This window comes from Serratia sp. CY44782, from assembly GCF_052168715.1.
Taxonomy (GTDB): Bacteria; Pseudomonadota; Gammaproteobacteria; order Enterobacterales; family Enterobacteriaceae; genus Serratia; species Serratia nevei.
Genome location: NZ_JBJNME010000001.1, coordinates 132,871 through 156,182 on the forward strand (window position 1 = coordinate 132,871; position 23,312 = coordinate 156,182).

The window sequence follows — 23,312 nt, forward strand, 5'->3', positions numbered from 1 at the left end:
CGTTAAAACACCAGCGCCAGCACGATCGCCAGCGCCAACAGCAGCAGGATCAGCGCCACGGCGGGTTTGCTGAGCGCTTTTTGCAGCGGCAGCGGCAGGGCGGTGATCAGCGGGTTGAGCAGCGGCTGCGGATCGACAGGGTGGCTGATGATAGCCTGGGCCTGGCCGGCTTTTTCCAGGCGGCGGGCAAACAGTTGATGAATGGCGTCGCTCATTTGCGGATGCGTCAGCGGCGCATTGGCACCGCAGTTGAAGCGCGCCTGACAGTAGTCGTTCATCTGCAGCAGCTCTTGCTCGTCCGCCGGCTGCTTGAGTGCCGCCAGCAGGTTGTTCAGCGTCGGCGCGCTCTGCGGGCTGAGGGCCACCTTCACTTGCAAGAATTGGTTTAACAGCTGGAAGTGGCGCGCCGGGAGCGGATCGTTGGTTTTCACGCCCGCCAGATCAAACAGCGTTTGCCAGATTTTAGCCGGTGCTTCGCCGGTGGCCGCGCTAAGTTTGGTGACCTGCTGCTGCAGGCTTTGATGCTCTGCAGGCAGCAGCGGGCGATCGCTGGTGGCGGTTTGCTGCGGCTGAGGAATGGTCAGGCCGCCGGTCTGCAACAGATTCAGCACCTGCTGCAGCTGTGGTGGGCTCAGCTGGCTCAGTACCGTGTGGCCGAACTGCTGGCGAATAAAGTCGCTGACCGCCTGGCGGTTGTTGCCCTGCGGCAGCAATTCGGCCAGCTGTTGCAACAGCTGGCGCCCGGCGTGGTTTTGCTGCGCCTGCGTCAGGCGCGTTTGCAGCAGCTGTTCCGCGGGTTGAAAATGGCGCGCCAGCAGTTCACCGCCGTTGTCGGCGCCGAGATCGTGGCGCAGAGTCGCCCAGATCTCCGCCGATTTTGCCGGGCTGAGCGCCATGATTTTCACGACCAGCTTTTCCAGCGTCGTGCGCTGTGCCGGAGAAAGGGGTTGATCGTCAGTGGCCGCCGTTTTGCCCGGGGAGGGAGGGCGTTCGCCGGCGATTGGGGTGCCCGGCCCACTCAAAGGTTGCATATCACCAGTCCTTCGCTGTGTATCCCCGCAGAATGCCTGGAGGAGAGAATCATCATCGTACCCGGCGAAAAGCGCAGGCTTACCCTCTATGATACCTGTAAATCGCCGCCATCAATACCGCCGCTCAGACATTTCTTTACCGACAAAACGTTGCTAATCGCGCCCGCGTCGCTAAGATAACCCCAGACCCGAACATGAGGATGGCATGGTTAAACGGCAGCGGATTGCAAAATGGTTTTTATGCCTGGCTTGCCTGGTGGTGCTGACGTGCATGACCCAGCGCATGGCGGGCCTGCATGCGCTGCAGCAAACGCTGGGGATCCCGGCCGCCACCGCCGTTCAGTCCAGTGACACCGCCGCCGAAGCGCAGCCGACGCCCTGTGAACTGAGCGCCAAGTCATTGCTGGCCGCAACGCCGGTGATGTTCGAAACCGTACTGTTCGGGCTGGGCCTGCTGCTGGCGCTGTTGGCGCCGACCATTGCCGCGCGCCTGCGTATTCCTCCTCCTCGCGCCATTTCACCGCCCACCCTCAGGGTGCACCTTCGATTATGCGTTTTCCGTGAATGAGTTAATCGCCCGTTTTTCGCGGTGAATTAATCATTTATGGAGAATTAACATGTTGAAAATTATCAGGCTGGCCTGCGCTTGCCTGTTTATGCTGTGGCTGCCTGCCTTGCAGGCGGCGGACAGCGGCTGGCTGCAAAACCCGGCCAACGATCATGCCAAGGTGCGGCTGCGTGCCGACACGTCACAGCCGGGGGAGACTCGCCTGCTGCTGTCGGTCGAGCTGCAAAAGGGCTGGAAAACCTACTGGCGTTCCCCAGGCGAAGGCGGCATTGCGCCGGCTATCGTCTGGCAGGGCAACCCGCCGCCGGCGACCTGGTACTGGCCGACGCCGCAGCGTTTCGAGGTGGCCGGCATTTCCACCCAGGGCTATCACGATCGGGTCACGCTGCCGATCGTGATGTCAGGCCAGGTATCCGGCCCGCTGGCGGGCACCCTGACGCTATCCACCTGCAGCAACGTCTGCATTCTGACCGACTACCCGTTCAGCCTGGATCTGACGACGCCGAACGATCCGCAGTTTAACCACGACTTCGCGCAGGCGATGGGGCAGGTGCCGATCGCCGCCGGGCTGGCGGAGAGCGTCAAGGCCGGTTACCGCAACGGCGAGCTGCAGATTTCCGCCGAACGCGACGCCGGCTGGCAGCAGCCCGCGCTGTTCTTCGATACGCTGGCGGATGCCGATCTCGGCAAGCCGCAGGTCGAGACCGACGGCGCTCAGCTGTTGGCGCGAGTGCCGGTCAGCGATGGCTGGGGCGATGCGGCGCCGGATCTGCGTGGCAAAACGCTGACGCTGGTGATCGACGACGGCGGCATGGCGCAGCAGATTACGCTGCCGATTGGCGATCCGCTGGCCGCGCCTGCCGGTGCGGCGTTCCCGCTATGGCAGGCGGTATTGATGGCGCTGGCGGGCGGGTTGATCCTCAACCTGATGCCGTGCGTACTGCCGGTGCTGGGCATCAAGCTCGGCTCCATCCTGCAGGTGGAACGGCGCGATCGGCGCAGCGTGCGTTTGCAGTTCCTGGCGTCGTCGTTGGGTATCGTCGCCTCGTTTATGGCGTTGGCCTTGCTGATGACGCTGCTGCGGCTCGGCAACCATGCGCTCGGCTGGGGCATTCAGTTCCAGAATCCATGGTTTATCGGTTTTATGGTGCTGGTGACGCTGCTGTTCAGCGCCAACCTGTTTGGCCTGTTCCATCTGCGCCTCTCGTCCGATCTGAATACGTCGCTGGCCACCCATAGCGGGCACGGTCTGAGCGGCCATTTCTGGCAGGGCGCGTTCGCGACGCTGCTGGCGACGCCGTGCTCGGCGCCGTTTCTCGGCACGGCGGTGGCCTTCGCGCTGGCGGCGTCGCTGCCGGTGCTGTGGGGCATGTTCATCGCGCTCGGCATTGGCATGAGCTTGCCGTGGCTGCTGATCGCCGCCTGGCCATCGCTGGCGCTGCGCTTGCCGCGCCCCGGCCGCTGGATGAATACCGTCAAGCTGGCGATGGGGCTGCTGATGCTGGCGTCGTCGCTGTGGCTGCTGAGCCTGCTGAGCAACCATATCGGCGTGCAGGCCACGCTGTGGCTGGGGGCGTTGGCGCTGCTGGCGTTGCTGCTGGCGGTGTGGCGTCAGCAGGGCGCACGGGTGGCGGCCAAGCTGGCGGCGGGCACGTTGGTGCTGGCGGGCGTGGCCTTGCTGGCCGGCTCGTTGACCGCCGGCCTGTGGCGCCAGCCGTTGCAGGATCGGGTGCAGTGGCAACCGTTGAGCGAGCAAGCGATAACCGAGGCGCTGGCCCAGCATAAGCGGGTGTTCGTCGACGTGACCGCAGACTGGTGCGTGACCTGTAAAGCCAACAAATTCAATGTACTGTTGCGTGATGACGTACAGCGCGCGCTGAGCGCCGACGACGTGGTCGCGCTGCGCGGCGACTGGAGCCGCCCATCGGCCGACATCAGCGCCTTCCTGCAAAAGCGCGGCAGTGTTGCCGTGCCTTTCAACCAAATTTATGGCCCCGGCAGCCCGGACGGCGAGGTGTTATCCCCGCTGTTGACCCGTGACGCCGTGCTGCAAACGCTTTCCCATGCCAAAGGAACCGAACAATGAAAAAGCTACTGATTTTATTGATGATCATCGCCGCCCCGGTGTGGGCCGCCGAGCCTTTCACCCCGGCACAAGAGGCGCGTATCAAAGAGATGATCCGCGAAACGCTGGTGTCCAACCCGGACATTCTGGCGCAGGCGGTGGACGCCTGGCAGCAGCAAACCGCCGGCCAGCAAATCAGCCAGGCTATCAAGCAGAACGCCAAAACGCTGTACCAGGATCCGGCCAGCCCGCGCCTCGGCGCCGCCGACGCCAAACTGACGCTGGTGACCTTTACCGACTATAACTGCCCGTACTGCAAGCGTTTTGATCCGATGCTGGAGAAGATCGTCAAGCAATACCCGGACGTGGCGCTGGTGGTGAAGCTGCTGCCGTTCAAGGGCGAAAGCTCGGTCAGTTCGGCGCGCGTGGCGCTCACCACCTGGCAACAGCACCCGGATCAATTCTGGGCCCTGCACCAGAGGTTGATGGCGAAAAAGGGCTTCCACGACAACGCCAGCATCGCCGCCGCGCAAGAGAAAACCGGCGTCAAGGCGGTGGCGCCCAGCGAACAGAGCATGACCACGCTGCGCACCAATATGGAGCTGGCGGAACAACTGGGCGTGCAGGGGACGCCGGCGACGCTGATCGGCGATCGGATGCTGCCGGGGGCGGTGTCGTATGAAGAGCTGGAAGCGATGGTGAAGCAGCAGCTGGCGAAGGCCAAAAATGGCTAAGCTCAAGCGCTGGGGGCGCGAATTGCTGCTGCTGGCGCTGATCGCGCTGGCGGTGGTGACGGCGATGGATTGGCTGAACGCGCCGCAGGCGCCGCCGGCCTTCGATGCTCAGACCCTGACCACGCTGGACGGCGAGAGTGTGTCGTTGGCGCAGCTCAGCCATGAGCGGCCGCTGCTGGTTTACTTCTGGGCCAGCTGGTGCGGCGTCTGCCGCTTCACCACGCCGGACGTCGCCCGTTTGCAGGCGGCGGGCGGCAATGTGCTGACCGTCACGCTGCGCTCGGGCGACGATACCCAGGTGAAACACTGGCTGGCGCGCAAACGGCTGGCATTGCCGGTGGTCAACGATCCGGCCGGTACGCTCTCGGCGCAGTGGCAGATTGGCGTGACGCCGACCTTCGTAGTGGTCTCGCAGGGCAAGGTGGTGCAGAGCACCACCGGCTGGACCAGCTACTGGGGGATGAAGCTGCGGCTGTGGTGGGCCGCCGTCTAACCGGTGTTTTTCTCCGTTATCACCTCCTCAATCGCCCGGCACAGCCGGGCGATACCTTCTTCAATCTGCGGCGGCGAGTTGGCGGCGAAGTTCAGCCGCAGGCCGTGCGCGCCCAGCTGTTTCTGCGCATAAAAGCATTCGCCGCGTGCGAAGGTCACGCCGTGCCGCCAGGCGACCGGCATCAGTTCGGTGGTGCTCACCGTCGCCGGCAGCGTCAGCCAGATAAACAAGCCCCCCTGCGGCGTTTCGAAGCGGCACCCCGGCGGCAGCCGCCGTTGCAAGGCATCAATCATCACCTCGAGATGGCGGCGGTAGACGCGCCCGGCGCGCCGCAGCTGTTTGTCGTAACGGCCGACGGTGACGAACGCGTCCAGCGCCCGCTGGATCAGGCTGGAACTGGTGAAGCTGTCGACGTGTTTCAGCCTGGCGAAACGCTGATAGTGTTCGCTGTCCGCCACCAGATAGCCGATGCGCATGCTGGGCAGCAGCATTTTGGAGAAGGTGCTGACGTAGATCACCGCGCCCGGCTGCGCCAGCGCGCGCAGCGACGGCAGCTGTTTGCCCTGATAACGCAGATCGCCGACGAAGTCGTCCTCCAGGATCACCACGCCGGCCTGTTGGGCGACAGTCAGCAGGCGCCGCCGGCGCGCTTCGCTCAGGCAGCGGCCGGTCGGGTTGTGGAAATTGGGGATGGTGTAGATCAGTTTAGGGCGGTGGCGTTCCAACAGATCCGGCAACAAATCCACCCGCATGCCGTGGCGGTCGCCCGGTACGGTGACGATATTGATGCGGTGCTGGCGCAGCAGGCCCAGCGCTTCGGCGTAGGTCGGCTCTTCGACGATCACCGTATCGCCCGGCGCCAATAGGCTTTGCACCACCAGGCTGATGGCGTGCTGCGAGCCGTTGGTGATCAGCACCTGTTCCGCCTGCGTAGGGATGCCCTGTGCGCTGAGAATGCGGCTCAGCGTATCGCGCAGCGGGTAGTAGCCGCAGTATTCCCCGTAGCTGAAGGCCTCTTCCGCATGGCGGCTGAGCACCGACAGCAGCACTTTGCGAAACGCCTCCAGCGGAAACACCTTAGGGCTGCCGACGCCGGCGGCGAAGTTGATCAGCCCCTCCGGCAGCGGGGCGTCGGCGTAGCCGTCCAGCCGCGAGGTGAGGGTGGTGAAGCTCTCCAGCGGGAATGGAGCATCGCTGCTCGGCCGGGCCGGGCGCGCCTGCGTTTGCGGGTGCGCGACATAGGCGCCGCTGCCGCGCCGCTGATGCAAAAAGCCCTTGGCTGCCAGTTCGGCGTAGGCGTTATCCACCGTTAAACGGCTGACCGCCAGTTCGGCCGCCAGCGTGCGCGTCGAGGGCAGTTTGTCACCATCGACGAACACGCCGGTGAGGATGGCGCGCCGCAGCGCTTCTTCGATCTGTAAATAGAGCGGAACGTCCTGCTCGCGATCCAACGGGATATGCATGCGAAATTGGCCCGGTTATGGAGAGTGATTTTTACTATACCCCATGTCAACAGGGCTTCAAGCGCAGAAAAGTGGCCTGCATGACAACGCCGTAAAGTGGCTATAGTGAGAAAAAATGGCCGCGTTACACTGTCCGCCTGAGCATTTACGTCGCCATTTCTCCGAGGATCTCATGTCATTACCGTCAGGCGTTTCCGCCCGGCCGGCGCTGCCCGGCGCGCGCCTCTTTCAGGGCAGCCACCAGGGTTACGTCATCGCCATTATCAGCGCCATGCTGCTGGCCTTTACCGCCATCATCATCCGCGCGCTGACCGAGTACTATCACCTGCCGACCTTCGTGCTGGCGTTCTGGCGCGCGGCGCTGGTGGCGCTGGTGCTGTTGCCGCTGTTGTTGCTGGTGAAACCGCAGTGGGCGCGCCTGCGCCGTGAACAGGTGGTGTTCTACGCACTTTACGGGCTGCTGCTGGCGCTGTTCAACAGCCTGTGGGCGCTGTCGGTAGCGCTGAACGGCGCGTCGGTGGCGACCATTCTGACCTACTGCTCGGTGGGCTTTACCGTGTTCCTCGGCTGGGTGATGTACAGCGAACGCCTGACGCTGCGCCAATTGCTGGTGATCGCCATCAGCCTGGGCGGTTGTTTCCTGGTCAGCAACGGCGACAGCATGGGGAGCAGCCACTTCGATCTGCTGGGGCTGTTAGTCGGGATGCTGTCGGGCATCGGCTATACCCTATATACCCTCGGCGGGCGGGTGGCCAGCGAACGCGGCTATCCGGTGTGGAACACCATCCTGTACGTGTTCGGTTTTTCGGCGCTGTACCAGCTGGTGTTCAACGCGGCGCTGACGGCGTTCCCGCTGGCGGCGTTCCACGGCATGGCCGGCTCTCTGTGGTTCCTGTCGCACGGCGCACAGGGCATCCAGTGGAGCGGCTGGCTGTTGCTGCTGGCGCTGGCCGCCGGGCCGACGCTGCTGGGTTTCGGGCTGTACAATATCAGCCTGAAAACGCTGCCGCTGGCGGTGGCCAACCTGATCCTGTCGCTGGAACTGGTGTTCACCGCAGTGATCGCCTATTTCCTGCTGGGGGAGAGCATGAATCAGCTGCAGCTGCTGGGTAGCGCGCTGGTGATGGGCGGGGTGCTGCTGCTGAAAAGCAAGACCGCCGAGGCGTGATCGGCTACCATTACGCCTCGCAAGAGAGGCCGTAAGATGAATAACCCGAGATTGAAACGAGCGCTTATCGCTTGAATGGCCGTGTTGAGTGAACGACAACACGGCCACAGACATTCCGTTCCGTGGCTTTTATTCCCGTAACAAGAGAATACGCCATGTCCGAAAAACACTGGTCCAACACCGAGCTGCTGCATCAGACGGTGACCAACCCGAATATCATCATCAAAGGCACCCACAGCTACTACAGCGACTGCTGGGATAACGGCTTCGAGCGCTCGGTAGTGCGTTATCTGCACGGCGACGCGGTCAGCCGGCAATGGCAGCCGCTGGGCGACATAGACCGCCTGCTGATCGGCGATTACGTGTGCATCGCGGCCGAAGCGGTGATCCTGATGGGCGGCAACCATACCCATCGCATCGACTGGCTGAGCCTGTATCCGTTTATGGCAACCATCAAACAGGCGTACCGCCCCAAAGGCGATACCCGGCTGGGCGACGGTTGCTGGATCGGCATGCGGGCGATGTTGATGCCGGGAATCTCGATAGGCGAGGGGGCGATCGTCGCCGCCGGCAGCGTGGTGGCCGGCGATGTTGAGCCTTATGCCATCGTCGGCGGTAACCCCGCGCGGTTTATCCGTTGGCGGTTCGCGCCGGAGGTCATCGCGCGGTTGCTTGCCCTGCGCCTCTATGACTTGTCCGAGGCGGACTTTGCGGTGATTCAGCCCCTGCTCGCCGATGACGATATCGAGGCGTTGGAAAGGGGAATTGCGGTCCTACGCCGTTAAACACAACGGGCGGGGGATCCCCGCCCGTTTCGCGTTACTCGGCTTTGGCCTCGGCCGCCGGTTGGCGGCGTTTGCGCATCAGGCGCAGCAGCGGCGGCAGCGCCAGTACCGCAACCGCCAGCACCAGCAGCGTTTGCGCGATGCTGCTGCTCCACAGAATGCCGAACTCGCCGTTGCTGATCGACAGCGCGCGACGCAGATTTTGCTCCAGCATCTCACCCAGCACGAAGCCCAGAATCAGCGGCGACATCGGGAAGTGCATTTTGCGCAGGATGTAGCCGAACACGCCCAACCCGACCATCAGCAGCAGGTCGAAGGTGGTGCTGTGCACCGCATAAACCCCCACCGCCGACACCGCGGCGATCGCCGGCACCAGGAACCACAGCGGGATGGTCAGCATGCGGGTGAACAGACCGACCAGCGGCAGGTTCATGATCAGCAAAATGACGTTGGCGATCAGCAGCGCGGCGATCAGCCCCCAGACGATATCCGGCTGTTCGGTGAACATTGCCGGGCCGGGGGTGATATTGTACAGCGTCAGCGCACCCATCATCACCGCCGTGGTGCCGGAACCCGGCACCCCCAGCGTCAGCATCGGAATGAACGAACCGCAGGCCGAGGCGTTGTTGGCCGCTTCCGGCGCCGCTACGCCGCGGATGTCGCCCTTGCCGAAGGTGTCGCTGTTGCCGCTGATTTTCTTCTCGGTCATGTAGGTCAGCGCACTGGCGATAGTGGCACCGGCGCCCGGCAGAATGCCGACGAAGAAGCCGATCACCGACGAGCGTAGGGTAGGGCCTGCACACTGCGCCGCCTCTTTGCGGTTGAACAGCAACCGGCCGGTTTTACGCACCAGCTTTTGCCCGGCGCTGGTGCTTTCCAGCATCAGCAGGATTTCGCTGACCGAGAACAGGCCGATCACCACCACGATAAACTGCACGCCGTCGGAGAGGTGCACGCTGTCAAAGGTAAAGCGGTAAACGCCGGTGTTGGCGTCGACGCCCACCGTCGCCAGCCCCAGGCCGATCAGCGCCGCCAGCAGCGATTTCAGCGGGTTTTGGCTCATCATGCTGCCGAGGCAGGCGATGGCGAACACCATCAGCGCGAAATACTCCGCCGGGCCGAAGGCCAGCGACCAGCGGGCCAGCAGCGGCGCGAACAGGATGATGCCGCCGATGGCGATCATCGATCCGACGAACGAACTGACCGCCGAGATGGACAGCGCCACGCCGGCGCGCCCCTGCTGCGCCATCGGGTAGCCGTCCAGCGCGGTCATGATCGCCGCCGCGTCGCCCGGGACGTTGAGCAGAATCGACGAGATGCGCCCGCCATACTCGCAGCCGATATACACCGTCGCCAGCAGGATCAGCGCCGATTCGGCCGGCAGCTTGAGGGCAAACGCCAGCGGCAGCAGGATCGCCACGCCGTTGATCGGTCCGAGGCCCGGCAGCAGGCCGACGATGGTGCCGACGAAGCAGCCGATCAGGGCGATAATCAGGTTCTGCGGCACCAAAGCCACTTCGAACCCTTGAGTCAAATACATCCAGGTATCCATCATCGCTCCCGTTAGCTCAGCCAGGCGCCGAGCGGCAGTGTGACATCGAGAAGTCGGTCAAAGGCGTAATACAGCGCTGCGCCCATGACGACGCCGGAAATGGCCGCCGCCGGCAGGCTGGCCTGAAATAGCAGGCCGATGCTGAACGTCAGCAGCGCGGTCGCCAGCGGGAAGCCCAGCCATTCAAAGCCCCAGGCATAAAGCACCAGGGTGATCACCAACACCAGCAGCCGCTGCAGCACCTTGTTGTGCGGCCATTCCACCGCCTGCGGGCGGCGCAGCAACAGCAGGGCCGCGCACAGCGCCATCAGGCTGAGGATCGCCAGCGGGAACGGGCGCGGCCCCAACGGTTCATAGCTGTATTCGCTTTGGATGCCCCAGCCGATGAACAGCCCGCCGATACACAGCAGCAGCCAGAAACCGGCAAAAATACGATCGCTCATGGTTTTCCCCTGCGGTTATTTGGCCAGGCCGAACACTTTTGCCTGCTCCCGGTATTGGGCAACCTGATTCTTCACGTAGGCGTCCAGCTCTTTGCCGGTCATGTTGAATTCGAACAGGCCGCGCAGATCGCGCTGCTGCTTGAATTCGTCGGTCGCCATCATTTTCTGGAAGGTGTCGATCCACCACTGATATTCTTCATCGCTGACTTTCGGCCCGACGTAGAAACCGCGAATGATCGGCCACACCAGGCTGTATCCCTGCTCTTTGGCGGTGGGAATGTCGGCCAGCTGGCCCGGCAGACGTTGCTCGGCATACACCGCCAGCACGCGGATCTTGTCGCCCTGCAGATAAGGCACCATCTCGCTCAGGTCACCGGAGACCGCCTGGATATGGTTGCCGAGCAGCGCGGTTACCGGCTCGCCGCCGCCTTCGAATGCCACATAGCGCATCTTGCGCGGATCCACGCCGACTTCGCGCGCCAGCAGCGCGGTTTTCATCCAGTCCTGGCTGCCGATGGAGGCGCCGGCGCCGAACACCACGCTGTTGGGATCTTTTTGGAAGGCGTCCATCAGGTCTTTCAGGGTTTTGTAAGGCGAGTCGGCGCGCACCGCGATCATGCCGTAGTCGGTACCGACCGCCGCCAGCCATTTCACGTCGTCCACGTTGTAGCGGCCGAACTTGCCCTGGGCCAGATTGAGCAGCGAGCCGCCGGAGAAGGCCACCACGGTGCCGAACTCCGCCGGGCGCTGCGCGACGATGGCGTTGTAGGCCACCGCGCCGACGCCGCCGGGCATATAGGTGACGCGCATCGGTTTATCGATGGCCTTGGTGTCCTGCAGCGACACCTGAATCAGCTTGCAGGTCAGATCGAAGCCGCCGCCGGGCTTGGCCGGCGCGATGCATTCGGTGCGTTTGGGCGCTTCCACGGCAAAGGCCTGATTGGCCGCCAGCAGCAGGGCGGCGGCGGTAAAGGTACGGGTCATTATTTTTTTCATTGTGACTTGCCCTCGGTATTGTTCTGGTTGTGAAATCCCGCCGGGTGCGGTTGCAGGATTGTTAAAACAACAACCTTTCATTTACCTTTCAGTGGCCGGAAAAGTTTCCAGTCTGTGATTGGGGTCGCTTGTCGCGAGCGAAGAGCGGGTGCACTACCATAGAAAGGAAGAGAAGAACAGGGGGCAAAACCGGCCAAAATCCTGCGTAATATCAGGTTTGCGGTTCTGCTTTCGCGATAGAATCATGAGCAATGAAATGAATAGAGACGCAGTAATATGTTTTCGTTAGGGAAATTGTTTGGTGGCAGGGACAGCGCCAAAGTGTGCGCGATTAAGCGGCTGCCGGAGATCTATGCAGAGATGACCGGTGAAACCGGGCAGTGCCGTTTAAAGCGGCTGCGTGCCGATATTGGCGTGTTTGAGCTGCATTTCGTCAACGCCGACGGTGAAAAGTATGCTTGCCAGATGACCGCCTGCGTGACCGGCATCGATCTGGTGTTTGCCGCCAACAATCGCTCCGTGCTGGTTTCTTCACCGTTTACCGCCGACGAGCTGCGCCTGGTGCTGGACATTGCCGTTGCCGACAGCCCCATTCCGCTGATCTGATACCGGCCTGCGATCGCGCTCCATACGCATAATTGTGTGCCAGCTCCCAAAACTGGCGGCGCGGCGCTCTTTTATCCCCTTATTTTCCATGCCATTCTCTGTTATCGATCTGTTAACAAGCGCGCTATCGGCGTCAGGTTGTTCAGGTAAATCAATGGAATGGAAACATGCGACTGTTATTGGTTGAAGATCACCCCGAGCTGTCTCACTGGTTGCAAAAGGCGCTGACCGGCGCCGGCTTTGCCGTCGACGTCGCCCCAGACGGCGTGGCGGCCGATCATCTGTTGCTCAACGAACGCTATGCGCTGGCGGTGTTGGATGTGGCGCTGCCGCGTTTGAACGGCCTGGATTTGCTGGCGCGCCTGCGCAAACGCGGGCAGGAGCTGCCGGTGCTGCTGCTGACGGCGCGCACCGACGTGGCCGACCGGGTGAAGGGCCTGAATCTGGGGGCAGACGATTACCTCACCAAGCCGTTCGAGCTGGACGAGTTGGAAGCGCGCATTCGGGCGCTGCTGCGCCGCAGCGTCGGCGCCGCGCAGCCGGCGTTGCAGTACGGCGCGTTGACCTATCACGACGAAGGTTATTTCCTGCTGGAAGGCAAGCCGCTGGCGCTGACGCCGCGCGAACTGGCGGTGTTGACCGCGTTGATGCACCGCCGCGGCCGCCCGGTGGCCAAGCAGCAGCTGTTTGAGCAGGTGTTTACGCTGTCCGACGAGGCCAATCCGGAGAGCATTGAGCTTTACGTACACCGTTTGCGGAAAAAGCTGCAGGGCAGCGACGTGGCAATCATCACGCTGCGCGGTCTGGGTTACAGCCTGGAGCGGTGCAATGCGGTGGTTTAACGCGCCGCGTTCGTTGTTTTATCAACTGCTGCTGTTTTTTGGCCTGCCGCTGGTGGCGTTGGGCGGCATCTCGATCTACACCCACTATTTCAGCGCCATGAGCGCCGCCACCCTGGCTTACGATCGCACGCTGCTGGCGTCGGCGCGCACCGTGGCGGAGCGGCTGGTGGTGCGCGACGGCAAGCTGGCGGTCGATGTGCCCTATGTGGTGCTCGACAGCTTCGAGCGCAACATGAACGATCAGCTCTATTACGAGGTGATATCGCCGCAGGGGAAAAGCATTTCGGGCTATGACGATTTGCCGCCTTTGCCGCCCCATATCCCGCGTTCCACGCTCTACCCGGCGCTGGTGCATTTTTACGATGCGGAATACCTCGGCCGGGCGATCCGCGTGGCGGCGCTGTTTCAACCGATCAACGAGTCGGGCGTGAGCGGCATGGCGACCATTCTGGTGGCGGAAACCCTGGAATCGCGCCGTTACCTGGCGCGACAGATGATGATCGCGGCGCTGTTGAGCCAGGGCACGGTGGTGGTGTTGACCCTGATTCTGGCGTTCGCGCTGCTCAAGCGGGTGTTGAAGCCGATGCGCAAGCTCTCCGGCATCATGCTGCGGCGCGATCCGGGCGAGCTGACGCCCCTGCCGCGGGTATTGCCGTGGTCGGAGATGCAGCCGCTGCTGGTGGCGTTCAATCGCTATATCGAACGGCTGCGGCTGATGGTGGCGCGTCAGGAGCGTTTCAGCGCCGATGCTTCGCACCAACTGCGCACGCCGCTGGCGGTGTTGAAGACTCAGGTTGGGGTGGCGCTGGCCAGCGACCGGCCGCAGCAGTGGCGCGAAAGCCTGCAGGCGATGAGCGCGACGCTGGATAATACCGTGGCGCTGACCGACCGCCTGCTGCATCTCTCACGCCTGAAGGCCAGCGAGCACCGGGCCGAGCGCCAGCTGCAGCCGGTCAATCTGGCGCAGGTGCTGCGCGACGCCTGTTTTTCCCGCTTGCCGCAGGCGCGCAGTAAACAGATCGATCTCGGGTTTGAAGGCGAGGCGGCGTGCCAGGTAGGGGGGGAAGCGCTGCTGTTGGCCGAACTGTGCGCCAACCTGCTGGACAACGCGCTGAAATACACGCCGCGTCAGGGTGTGGTGACCGCGCGCCTCACTCAGGATCAGGCGGCAGGGGAAGGCGTGCTGGAGATTGAAGACAGCGGCCCCGGCATCGCCTTGCAGGACAAGGCGCTGGCGCTGCAGCCGTTTCATCGGCTGGACAACGTGGGCGATCAGCCGGGCGCCGGCCTGGGGCTGGCGCTGGTGAAGGACATCACCGCGTATCACGGCACCCGCCCGGAGCTGCTGAGCTCCGCCGCGCTGGGCGGCCTGTTGGTGCGGGTGCGTTTCAGGCTGCTGCCTTAGGCCTGTTCTTTGCAGGATTCGACGTCGGCCGCCGGGGCCTTGGCTTTACGCGTCAGCGGCGTGCGCAGCCGCTGCGACAGGATAACGCCCAGCAGGGTGATGCCGCCGCCGATCAGGTGGTAACCGTGCAGCTGCTCATGCAGGAACAGCACGGCGATAGCGGCGGTAAACACCGGCGCCAGGTTCATGAAGATCGAGGCGGTGTTGGCGCCCAGGCGCATCACGCCCTGGATCCACAGGAACGGGGCGATGATCGAAGCCGGAATGCCGGCGAACAGCACCAGCGGCAGGTTATGGCCGTTCAAGCCGACATCCTGCGCCATCAGGAAATTAGGCAGCAGCAACAGCACGCCGAACAGGATCTGCACGTACAGCGATTGCCAGTTCGGCAGCGCGATGGCCCAGCGTTTGGTCAACACGCCATACAGCGCGTAAGAGGCGGTGGCGAGCAGCATCATCAATTCCCCCTTGCCGATACCGTGCTGCAGCAGCACGCCGGGCTGACCGCCGCTGACCAGCCAGATCAGGCCGCAGAAGGAGAGTATGCTGCCGAGCAGCACGCCGACGGTTGGCGCAATGCGCAGCAGTACGATGCTGATCAGGATGGTCAGCAGCGGGATCAGCGATACGATGATGCCCATAAACAGCGCGCTGACGCTGTGTGCGGCGTAATACGCCAGGCTTTGGTACAGCACCATGCCCAGCAAACCGAGGATCATCAATTTCCACCAGTTGGCGCGCACCTGCGCCCAGTTGCGCAGCACGCCCGGCAGCACGAACGGCGTCAGGGCAATCAACGCCAGCAGCCAGCGGTAGAGCGAGATGGCCGCCGGATCGATGGCGGTGGCGGAGAGTTTGCTGACGACGGCGTTAATCGACCAAATCAGCACGGCCAACAGCGGGAAGAGCATATTCATGATAATTATTCTCAATAACGTCCAACATGCTGGCTAGTCTACGCGTGTCCGGTTTATCATATATAGTGATATCCAGACAAAAATCGGCGTAAACAAGACAAATAACGGGACGAAACCATGCCAGAAATCCGCCATTTCCCCGAGTCGCTGATCCCGGCGCCGAAGCCGGTGCAGTTCCGCTGCGAGGAGTTCAACGCGCGCACCGAATTCCAGCCGCACAGCCACACCTGGGGCCAGTTGATGTGGGTCAAAGCCGGGGTGATGGTGCTGCGCATCGGCGGGCAGCGCTTTCTGGCGCCGCCGGAGTTCGTGCTGTGGGCGCCGGCCGGCATCGAACACTCCTGCTATAACCAGCGGCTGGCGCAGTGCCGCATGGTGGACATCACGCCGGCGCTGTGTGCCGGCATGCCGGCCGACCCTTGCCTGGTGAGCGTGACGCCGATATTCCGCGCTATCGCCGAGGATTTCTATGCGCGCAAGCAGTACATTCCGCAAACGGAAGAGGATTTGCGCCTGTGCCAGGTGCTGATCGATCAGCTGCGCTTGTCGCCGCGCCAGCAAACCTATCTGCCGTCGTCGGACGACAAATTTTTGGCGCCGGTGCTGGAAGCGCTGGAGCACAGCCCGGCGGACAACACCTCGCTGGCGGCGTGGGCGGCTCGGGTCTACACCACCGAGCGCACGCTGTCGCGCCGCTGCCAACAGGATCTGGGCATGTCGTTCAGCGAATGGCGCCAGCGCCTGCGTTTCCTGCACGCCGTGTCGCTGCTCGAGCAGGGCAAGACCGTGCAGGACGTGGCGCTGGACGTCGGCTACAGCTCCGCGTCGGCGTTTATCGTCATGTTCCAGCAGATCGCCGGCACCACCCCTGAGCGCTTTCGCCGTACCTGATTCAGTGGCACACTATTTCGCAGACAAATAGCCGTAAACCGTCGGAGAACGCAGTGAAAATTCTGGTTGATGAAAATATGCCGTACGCGGCTGAGCTGTTCAGCCGCCTGGGCGATGTGCAGGCGGTGCCGGGCCGCCCGATCCCGCGTGAGGCGCTGGCGGATGCCGATGCGCTGATGGTGCGTTCGGTCACCAAGGTCAATGAAGCGTTGCTGGCCGGCAGCCGCATCGGCTTTGTCGGTACCGCCACCGCCGGCACCGATCACGTCGATGATGCCTGGCTGCAACGGCAGGGCATCGGCTTTTCCGCCGCGCCGGGCTGCAACGCCATCGCGGTGGTCGAGTATGTGTTCTCTGCCTTGATGCTGCTGGCCGAACGCGATGGCTTCCATCTGCGGGATAAAACCGTCGGCATCATCGGCGTGGGCAACGTCGGTTCCCGCCTGGACGCGCGCCTCAAAGCGCTGGGCGTGCGCACGCTGCTGTGCGATCCGCCGCGTGCCGATCGCGGCGACGCCGGGGAGTTTTGGCCGCTGGAGAAGCTGGTGGCCGAGGCCGACGTGCTGACCTTCCATACGCCGCTGAATAAATCCGGCCCATACCATTCGCTGCATCTGGCGGACGCCGACCTGTTGGCGGCGCTGCCGGACAACCGCATTCTGATCAACGCCTGCCGCGGGCCGGTGGTGGATAACGCCGCGTTGTTGCAGGCGCTGGAAAAAGGCAAAAAGCTGAGCACGGTGCTGGACGTGTGGGAACCGGAGCCGGATCTCTCCTTGCCGCTGCTGGCGCGGGTGGATATCGGCACTGCGCACATCGCCGGGTATACGCTGGAAGGCAAGGCGCGCGGCACCACTCAGGTGTTCGAAGCGTTCAGCCGCCATCTGGGGCAGCCGCAGCAGGTGGCGCTGGCCTCGCTGCTGCCGGTGCCGGAGTTCAGCCAGATCCGCCTCAACGGGCCGCTGGATGAAGCGCGGTTAAAACGATTGATGCACTTGGTGTATGATGTGCGCCGCGATGATGCGCCGCTGCGCAAAGTCGCCGGGCAACCGGGCGAATTCGATCGCCTGCGCAAGCACTATCAGGAACGCCGCGAGTGGTCGTCGCTGGCCGTGCAATGCGATGACAGCGCCAGCGCCGAGCTGCTCGGCAAGCTGGGCTTCAGCGTGGCATAGCGCGTAAGGTTGTCTTAAGCCAACGCCGCTAAAGTGAGCGGCAAAGATTATCGGGCGGTGGTTGCACTGCCCGTCTGCTTTTATGAATGAAATACTCTGGAGAAAACCCGATGTCTGACGGCTGGAATATCGCGCTGCTCGGCGCCACTGGCGCGGTAGGTGAAGCGTTGCTGGAATTGTTGCAGGAACGCCAGTTCCCGGTGGGTGAGCTCTATCCTCTGGCAAGTGAACGCAGCGCAGGCGCCAATGTGCGCTTCAACGGCAAGTCTCTTCTGGTGCAAAACGCCGAAGAGTTCGACTGGTCACAGGCGCAGCTGGCCTTCTTCGTCGCCGGCAGCGAAGCTTCCGCGCGCTATGCCGAAGAAGCCGGCAACATGGGCTGCCTGGTGATCGACACCAGTGGCCTGTTTGCCATGGAGCCGGATGTGCCGCTGGTGGTGCCGGGTGTTAACCCGCAGGTGCTGGCGGATTACCGCAACCGCAATATCGTGGCGGTGGCCGACAGCATGGTCAGCCAGCTGCTGACGGCGATCAAGCCGCTGACCGAACAGGCGGGGCTGTCGCGTCTGCACGTCACCACGCTGATGTCGGTATCGTCGCGCGGCAAGGTGGCGGTGGACGACTTGGCCGGCCAGAGTGCGCGCCTGCTGAACGGCATCCCGGCCGAGGAAGGCGTTTTCGGCAAGCAGCTGGCGTTCAACCTGTTGCCGCTGATTGCCGACGAGCAGGGCAGCGTGCGCGAAGAGCGCCTGATCGTCGATCAGGTGCGCAAGGTGCTGCAGGATGAAGGGCTGCCGATTTCGGTGAGCTGCGTTCAATCGCCGGTGTTTTACGGCCACGCGCAGGTGGTGCACCTGGAAGCGCTGCGCCCGCTGTCCGCCGAAGAGGCGCGCAGCGAGCTCGAAGAGGTCGAGGACATTCAGCTGAGCGAAGAGGACGATTACCCGACTCAGGTCACCGACGCCTCCGGCAGCGATGCGCTCAGCATCGGTTGTCTGCGTAACGATTACGGCATCCCCGAGCTGTTGCAGTTCTGGACGGTGGCGGACAATGTGCGCTTCGGCGGCGCATTGATGGCTATCGAAACCGCCGAACGTCTGGTGCAGGAGCAGATGTACTGATGTCTGAGGTGGTCTCGCCCGTTCAGCCGACGCTGAAAATTGCGCTGGGCATCGAATATGACGGCAGCCGGTACTACGGCTGGCAGCGGCAGCAAGAAGTGGCCAGCGTGCAGCAATGCCTGGAGCAGGCGTTGAGCAAGGTGGCGGATGCGCCGATTAGCGTGCTGTGCGCGGGGCGTACCGACGCCGGGGTGCACGCTACCGGGCAGGTGGTGCATTTCGAAACCACCGCGCGCCGTAAGGACGCCGCCTGGACGATGGGGGTAAATACCCATCTGCCGCCGGATATCGCGGTGCGTTGGGTGAACCCCGTCGCCGACGATTTTCACGCGCGTTTCAGCGCCACCGCGCGCCGCTACCGCTATATTATTTTCAACCATCGCTACCGGCCGGCGGTGCTGCAACAGGGGGTGACGCATTTTTATCACCCGCTGGAGGCCGATCGCATGCATCGGGCGGCGCAGGCGCTGCTGGGTGAGAACGACTTCACTTCGTTCCGCGCGGTGCAATGTCAGTCGCGCACCCCGTGGCGCTGCGTAAAACACGTTAAGGTTACGCGCTACGGCGAATATATTGTGGTAGATATCAAGGCGAATGCCTTCGTGCATCACATGGTTCGCAACATCGTCGGCAGCCTGATGGAGATCGGCTGCGGCAATCAGGATGAGAACTGGATGGCCGAACTGTTGGCGCTGAAGGATCGCAACCTGGCGGCGGCGACGGCGCGAGCCGAGGGGCTGTATCTGGTTTCCGTGGATTATCCCGACCACTTTGGTCTACCGCGGCCGCCGATGGGGCCGCTGTTTTTACCCGACGATTAAACGCCGGCACGCCTGAAAGCGTCGCTCCCTTGTGCTTCTGCCGGGTGATTGAAACACTCGGCATCAATGAGAGAATTTATGGATATCATCAAGTTTATTATTGATTTCATTCTGCATATTGATGTGCACCTGGCCGAACTGGTCGCACAATACGGCATGTGGGTCTACGCTATTCTGTTCCTGATTCTGTTTTGCGAAACCGGTCTGGTGGTGACGCCGTTCCTGCCGGGGGATTCCTTGCTGTTTGTCGCCGGTGCGCTGGCGGCGTTGCCGACCAACGATCTGAACGTGCATACCATGGTGGCGTTGATGGCCGTGGCGGCGATCATCGGCGATGCGGTGAACTACACTATCGGGCGGCTGTTCGGCGAGAAGCTGTTCAGCAACCCGAATTCGAAAATTTTCCGCCGCAGCTACCTGGACAAGACGCACCAGTTCTATGAAAAACACGGCGGGAAAACGATTATTTTGGCGCGATTCGTGCCGATCGTGCGTACTTTTGCGCCGTTCGTCGCCGGGATGGGGCATATGTCCTATCGCCACTTCGCCGCCTACAACGTGATTGGCGCACTGGTTTGGGTGCTGCTCTTCACCTATGCTGGCTACCTGTTCGGCGATCTGCCGGTGGTGCAGGAGAACCTGAAACTGCTGATCGTCGGGATCATCATCGTTTCGATTCTGCCGGGCGTGATTGAAATTTGGCGCCACAAGCGCGCGGCCGCCCGCCAGCAAAAACAGTAAAAACATCGTTTAACCTGTCGGTTCGACCAGTTTTTTGTCCACAGCGTCGGGCCGATATGGTTTAATGAGCGACATTATGGTCTGTTCCTGCGAACAACCCTGAAGCCGATGCCTCAGTCGCCGCGCTTGCCGCGCCGCGAACGGGCATTTTTTCATTGGGGTGTTTTCGGGGGGATTGTTAAAGCATGAACAGCGGACTGGCGTGTGCCAGGTTCAAACAGAAAGGTCATCGATGAGCTGGATTGAACGAATTCTTAACAAAAGCAATATCACACAAACCCGTAAGGCGAGCATTCCTGAAGGGGTCTGGACCAAATGCGACAGCTGCGGCCAGGTTCTCTACCGCGCCGAGCTGGAGCGTAATCTGGAAGTGTGTCCGAAGTGCGACCACCACATGCGTATGGGCGCGCGCGCGCGTCTGCATACCCTGCTGGACGAAGGCAGCGAAGTGGAGCTGGGCAGCGATCTGGAGCCGAAAGACGTTCTGAAATTCAAGGATTCCAAGCGCTATAAAGATCGCCTGGTCGCCGCACAGAAAGCGACCGGTGAGAAAGACGCGCTGGTGGTGATGAAGGGCACGCTGTATGGCATGCCGATCGTCGCAGCCTCCTTCGAATTCGCCTTCATCGGCGGCTCGATGTCTTCCGTGGTCGGCGCGCGCTTCGTGCGTGCGGTTGAGCAGGCGCTGGAGGACAACTGTCCGCTGGTGTGCTTCTCCGCCAGCGGCGGCGCGCGCATGCAGGAAGCGCTGATGTCGCTGATGCAGATGGCGAAAACCAGCGCGGCGTTGGCCAAAATGCAGGAGCGCGGCTTGCCGTACATCTCCGTACTGACCGACCCGACCATGGGCGGCGTTTCTGCCAGCCTGGCGATGCTGGGCGACATCAACATCGCCGAGCCGAAAGCGCTGATCGGTTTTGCCGGCCCGCGCGTCATCGAGCAGACCGTGCGCGAGAAATTGCCGCCTGGCTTCCAGCGCAGCGAGTTCCTGATCGAAAAAGGCGCGATCGACATGATTGTTCGCCGTCCGGAAATGCGCCAGACGCTGGCGAGCATTCTGTCCAAGCTGACCAACCAGCCGCAGCCGCATTTCGATGAGGCCGCGCCGGTCATTGAGCCGGAGCAGCAGGCCGACGCCTGAGGCAAAGACAGATCCCGCCCGGGTTCAGCCGCCACTTTGTGGCTAAGTGACGGCTGATGCCCGTTCCCTGCCGGCCGCAGCCCTCTCGCTGCGGTTTGCAGGCTGGCGGCAGTCACGAAGCGCATCGCCTTTACCGCGGTGAGGGTGGTGCCCTGATGGATTAATGAACCCAAGTTCAGTGATGGGACTCATGCAAAACCACCAAATTCCCCAAGCCACGTCGCCATTGAGCTCGTGGCTTTATTATCTGGAACGTCTGCACAGCCAGGCGATCGAACTCGGCCTTGAGCGCGTACAGCGCGTCGCGGCGCATCTGGATTTACTGACCCCCGCTCCCACGGTGTTCACCGTTGCCGGCACCAACGGCAAAGGCACCACCTGTCGCACCCTCGAAGCCATTCTGCTGGCCGCCGGCCTGCGCGTCGGCGTCTACAGTTCGCCGCATCTGGTGCGCTATACCGAACGCGTGCGCATTCAGGGGGAAGAGCTGAGCGAAGCGGAGCACAGCCGCTCGTTCGCCGCCATTGAAGCCGGCCGCGGCGAAACGTCGCTGACCTATTTCGAATTCGGCACCCTGTCGGCGCTGCAGCTGTTCAAACAGGCGCGGCTCGACGTGGTGATCCTGGAAGTGGGGCTGGGCGGGCGTCTCGATGCCACCAACATCGTCGATCCGAGCGTGGCGGTGATCACCAGCATCGCGCTCGATCACACCGACTGGCTGGGCAACGATCGCGAAAGCATCGGCCGCGAGAAGGCCGGCATTTTCCGCAGCGGCAAGCCGGCGGTGGTGGGCGAACCCGACATGCCGGACAGCATTCGTCAGGTTGCCGAAACGCTGGGCGCGCCGCTGTATCGCCGCGGCGAAGCCTGGAGCTTCAGCGCGCAGGGCGATCGCTGGCAGTGGCAGGGCGGCGACACGCTGCTGACCGATCTGCCGACGCCGAACGTACCGCTGGCCAACGCCGCTACCGCGCTGGCGGCGCTGAACTGCTCCCCGCTGGAAATCGACGAACGCGCGATCTTCACCGGGCTGCAACAGGCGACGCTGCCGGGGCGTTTCCAGATCGTGCGGCGGGAGCCGACGCTGATCCTCGACGTGGCGCACAACCCGCACGCCGCCGGCTATCTGGCCGGGCGCCTGGCCAAACTGCCGCGCGACGGCGGCAAGGTGCGCGCGGTGGTGGGCATGCTGTCGGACAAAGACATCGCCGGCACGCTGGCTTGCCTCAGCGAGCAGGTGGATGAATGGTACTGCGCGCCGCTCGACGGGCCGCGCGGCGCCAGCGTCGAACAGCTGGCGCAACATCTGACGGAACCGCGCCGCTTTAATGATGTCGAAACTGCCTGGCGGCAGGCTATGCAGGATGCTGATAAACAGGATATTGTGATCGTCTGTGGATCGTTCCACACCGTGGCGCAGGTGATGGCGGCGTTAGACGAGATGCGGGGAGTGTGAGTGGCGAGTAAATTTCAGAACCGACTGGTCGGAACCGTGATTCTGGTGGCGCTGGGGGTAATCATCCTGCCAGGGCTGCTGGACGGCAAAAAGAAGCATTACGAGGATGAATTCGCGGCCATTCCGTTGGTGCCGAAGGCGGGCGATGTCGAAGAGAACGACGTGCTGCCGCCGGTGACGCAGCCGCTGCCGGCACAGCCGCCGGAAGGGGCGGGCGCGCTGGTCGAGCAGCAGGCGGCCAACGAAGCGGCGGCGCAACAGGCGGCGCGGCAGACTGCTCAGCAGCCGACGCAGGTGGCACCACCGCCGGTCGAAACGCGTCCTCAACCGGTGCCGCAGCCCAAGCCGAAACCGGTAGAAACCAAACCGGTAGAAGTGAAGCCGAAACCGGCACCGCAACCGAAGCCGGTAGAAGTGAAGCCGGCGCCGAAGCCGGAACCAAAACCTGAACCGACGCCGAAGCCTGAACCGGCACCGCAGCCGAAACCGGCGGAAGAAAAAGCGCCGGCTGGACAAGCCTATGTCGTGCAGCTCGGGGCGTTGAAAAACGCCGCCAAGGCGAATGAGATTGTCGCCTCGCTGCGCCTCTCGGGCTATCGCGCCTTTACCGTGCCCTCAACGCCGGTGCAGGGGCAGATCACCCGCATCTACGTTGGCCCGGACGCTTCCAAGCAGAAGCTGCAGGCGGCGCTGCCGTCGCTGAACTCGATCAGCGGGCTTAGCGGGCAGGTGAAGCCGTACGGCCGTTAAACCCCGCGGGGGCGCAGCACGATGCGCCCCTGAATTAAGGAGTGGTGGAGAGAAAGCGAGAAGAACCGCGCCTTTTACAGGCGAAATCACCTATGTAGGCGCGGCGATTGGGAATTTTTTGATCGCCGCTTTTTATTTGTAACGTGGT

General features: G+C 62.8%; 23 protein-coding genes. 17 read left to right on the top strand and 6 right to left on the bottom strand.

Annotated elements, in window-relative coordinates; translation table 11 throughout:
* Positions 1–2 precede the first annotated feature (2 nt).
* Positions 3–1,031, bottom strand: a complete 1,029-nt coding sequence (gene flk, locus ACJ8HT_RS00675) for a flagella biosynthesis regulator Flk (protein WP_197652388.1) — start codon at positions 1,029–1,031, stop codon at positions 3–5.
* A gap of 205 nt (positions 1,032–1,236) precedes the next feature.
* Here flk and ACJ8HT_RS00680 point away from each other — a divergent pair, with 205 nt between their 5' ends.
* Genes ACJ8HT_RS00680 through ACJ8HT_RS00695 form a run of 4 tightly spaced genes read left to right on the top strand, consistent with a single transcriptional unit; the run spans position 1,237 to position 4,891 of the window.
* Complete coding sequence (locus tag ACJ8HT_RS00680; protein ID WP_197652389.1) at positions 1,237–1,599, top strand: copper resistance protein; 363 nt, start codon at positions 1,237–1,239, stop codon at positions 1,597–1,599.
* Between the two features lie 49 nt (positions 1,600–1,648).
* On the top strand, positions 1,649–3,685 hold the full coding sequence (locus ACJ8HT_RS00685; protein WP_197652390.1) for a protein-disulfide reductase DsbD family protein: 2,037 nt from the start codon (positions 1,649–1,651) through the stop codon (positions 3,683–3,685).
* Positions 3,682–4,398, top strand: a complete 717-nt coding sequence (locus ACJ8HT_RS00690) for a DsbA family protein (RefSeq protein WP_197652391.1) — start codon at positions 3,682–3,684, stop codon at positions 4,396–4,398. The genes ACJ8HT_RS00685 and ACJ8HT_RS00690 overlap by 4 nt, the downstream gene beginning before the upstream one ends.
* Positions 4,391–4,891, top strand: coding sequence for a protein disulfide oxidoreductase (locus ACJ8HT_RS00695; protein WP_197652392.1), 501 nt, complete (start codon positions 4,391–4,393; stop codon positions 4,889–4,891). Before ACJ8HT_RS00690 ends, ACJ8HT_RS00695 begins: the two co-directional genes overlap by 8 nt.
* Here ACJ8HT_RS00695 and pdxR read toward each other — a convergent pair.
* Positions 4,888–6,354, bottom strand: coding sequence for a MocR-like pyridoxine biosynthesis transcription factor PdxR (pdxR, locus tag ACJ8HT_RS00700; RefSeq protein ID WP_197652393.1), 1,467 nt, complete (start codon positions 6,352–6,354; stop codon positions 4,888–4,890). The genes ACJ8HT_RS00695 and pdxR overlap by 4 nt on opposite strands.
* Positions 6,355–6,526: 172 nt before the next feature.
* Between pdxR and ACJ8HT_RS00705 the strand changes: the two genes are divergently transcribed.
* Both ACJ8HT_RS00705 and ACJ8HT_RS00710 read left to right on the top strand, forming a co-directional pair.
* Positions 6,527–7,522 carry a DMT family transporter gene (locus ACJ8HT_RS00705; RefSeq protein ID WP_197652394.1) on the top strand — a complete coding sequence of 332 codons (996 nt, stop codon included), beginning with the start codon at positions 6,527–6,529 and terminating at the stop codon, positions 7,520–7,522.
* A 155-nt stretch (positions 7,523–7,677) separates the two neighbouring features.
* The gene (locus ACJ8HT_RS00710; RefSeq protein WP_197652395.1) at positions 7,678–8,307 is read left to right on the top strand and encodes a CatB-related O-acetyltransferase; all 630 of its coding nucleotides are present in this window, start codon (positions 7,678–7,680) and stop codon (positions 8,305–8,307) included.
* Between the two features lie 34 nt (positions 8,308–8,341).
* Here the strand turns inward: ACJ8HT_RS00710 and ACJ8HT_RS00715 are convergent, their stop codons facing one another.
* The 3 genes from ACJ8HT_RS00715 to ACJ8HT_RS00725 are packed head-to-tail and all read right to left on the bottom strand — an operon-like array spanning position 8,342 to position 11,298.
* Positions 8,342–9,859, bottom strand: a complete 1,518-nt coding sequence (locus ACJ8HT_RS00715) for a tripartite tricarboxylate transporter permease (protein ID WP_016926872.1) — start codon at positions 9,857–9,859, stop codon at positions 8,342–8,344.
* An 11-nt stretch (positions 9,860–9,870) separates the two neighbouring features.
* A complete protein-coding gene (locus tag ACJ8HT_RS00720) occupies positions 9,871–10,302 on the bottom strand; it encodes a tripartite tricarboxylate transporter TctB family protein (protein ID WP_049200155.1) in 432 nt (143 codons plus the stop codon).
* Positions 10,303–10,317: 15 nt separating this feature from the next.
* On the bottom strand, positions 10,318–11,298 hold the full coding sequence (locus tag ACJ8HT_RS00725; protein WP_033635359.1) for a Bug family tripartite tricarboxylate transporter substrate binding protein: 981 nt from the start codon (positions 11,296–11,298) through the stop codon (positions 10,318–10,320).
* Between the two features lie 276 nt (positions 11,299–11,574).
* Between ACJ8HT_RS00725 and ACJ8HT_RS00730 the strand changes: the two genes are divergently transcribed.
* From ACJ8HT_RS00730 to ACJ8HT_RS00740, 3 genes are all read left to right on the top strand, one after another.
* On the top strand, positions 11,575–11,904 hold the full coding sequence (locus ACJ8HT_RS00730) for a hypothetical protein (protein ID WP_194571861.1): 330 nt from the start codon (positions 11,575–11,577) through the stop codon (positions 11,902–11,904).
* 167 nt (positions 11,905–12,071) lie between these two features.
* Positions 12,072–12,746 (top strand): transcriptional regulator TctD, encoded by a 675-nt coding sequence (gene tctD / locus ACJ8HT_RS00735; RefSeq protein ID WP_164113517.1) that lies wholly within the window; start codon positions 12,072–12,074, stop codon positions 12,744–12,746.
* A complete protein-coding gene (locus tag ACJ8HT_RS00740; protein ID WP_197652396.1) occupies positions 12,733–14,151 on the top strand; it encodes a sensor histidine kinase in 1,419 nt (472 codons plus the stop codon). Before tctD ends, ACJ8HT_RS00740 begins: the two co-directional genes overlap by 14 nt.
* On the opposite strand, the gene ACJ8HT_RS00745 is transcribed toward ACJ8HT_RS00740, so the two are convergent.
* Positions 14,148–15,068, bottom strand: coding sequence for a DMT family transporter (locus ACJ8HT_RS00745; protein ID WP_055311859.1), 921 nt, complete (start codon positions 15,066–15,068; stop codon positions 14,148–14,150). The two genes, ACJ8HT_RS00740 and ACJ8HT_RS00745, sit on opposite strands and share 4 nt — an antisense overlap.
* Positions 15,069–15,185: 117 nt before the next feature.
* Between ACJ8HT_RS00745 and ACJ8HT_RS00750 the strand changes: the two genes are divergently transcribed.
* The 8 genes from ACJ8HT_RS00750 (at position 15,186) to dedD (ending at position 23,164) form a co-directional block, all read left to right on the top strand.
* Positions 15,186–15,959, top strand: coding sequence for an AraC family transcriptional regulator (locus ACJ8HT_RS00750; protein WP_194571864.1), 774 nt, complete (start codon positions 15,186–15,188; stop codon positions 15,957–15,959).
* A 53-nt stretch (positions 15,960–16,012) separates the two neighbouring features.
* Positions 16,013–17,134 carry a 4-phosphoerythronate dehydrogenase PdxB gene (gene pdxB / locus ACJ8HT_RS00755; RefSeq protein WP_060420017.1) on the top strand — a complete coding sequence of 374 codons (1,122 nt, stop codon included), beginning with the start codon at positions 16,013–16,015 and terminating at the stop codon, positions 17,132–17,134.
* Positions 17,135–17,244: 110 nt separating this feature from the next.
* Positions 17,245–18,255 carry an aspartate-semialdehyde dehydrogenase gene (locus tag ACJ8HT_RS00760; protein ID WP_038876452.1) on the top strand — a complete coding sequence of 337 codons (1,011 nt, stop codon included), beginning with the start codon at positions 17,245–17,247 and terminating at the stop codon, positions 18,253–18,255.
* Positions 18,255–19,076, top strand: a complete 822-nt coding sequence (gene truA, locus ACJ8HT_RS00765) for a tRNA pseudouridine(38-40) synthase TruA (RefSeq protein ID WP_197652397.1) — start codon at positions 18,255–18,257, stop codon at positions 19,074–19,076. The genes ACJ8HT_RS00760 and truA overlap by 1 nt, the downstream gene beginning before the upstream one ends.
* Positions 19,077–19,154: 78 nt before the next feature.
* A complete protein-coding gene (locus ACJ8HT_RS00770; RefSeq protein ID WP_004936130.1) occupies positions 19,155–19,817 on the top strand; it encodes a DedA family protein in 663 nt (220 codons plus the stop codon).
* Positions 19,818–20,049: 232 nt separating this feature from the next.
* The gene (gene accD / locus ACJ8HT_RS00775; RefSeq protein WP_004936126.1) at positions 20,050–20,958 is read left to right on the top strand and encodes an acetyl-CoA carboxylase, carboxyltransferase subunit beta; all 909 of its coding nucleotides are present in this window, start codon (positions 20,050–20,052) and stop codon (positions 20,956–20,958) included.
* Between the two features lie 190 nt (positions 20,959–21,148).
* Positions 21,149–22,414, top strand: a complete 1,266-nt coding sequence (gene folC / locus ACJ8HT_RS00780) for a bifunctional tetrahydrofolate synthase/dihydrofolate synthase (RefSeq protein ID WP_197652398.1) — start codon at positions 21,149–21,151, stop codon at positions 22,412–22,414.
* Positions 22,415–23,164, top strand: a complete 750-nt coding sequence (gene dedD / locus ACJ8HT_RS00785) for a cell division protein DedD (protein WP_110158223.1) — start codon at positions 22,415–22,417, stop codon at positions 23,162–23,164. It abuts the gene before it with no gap.
* Positions 23,165–23,312: the final 148 nt, after the last annotated feature.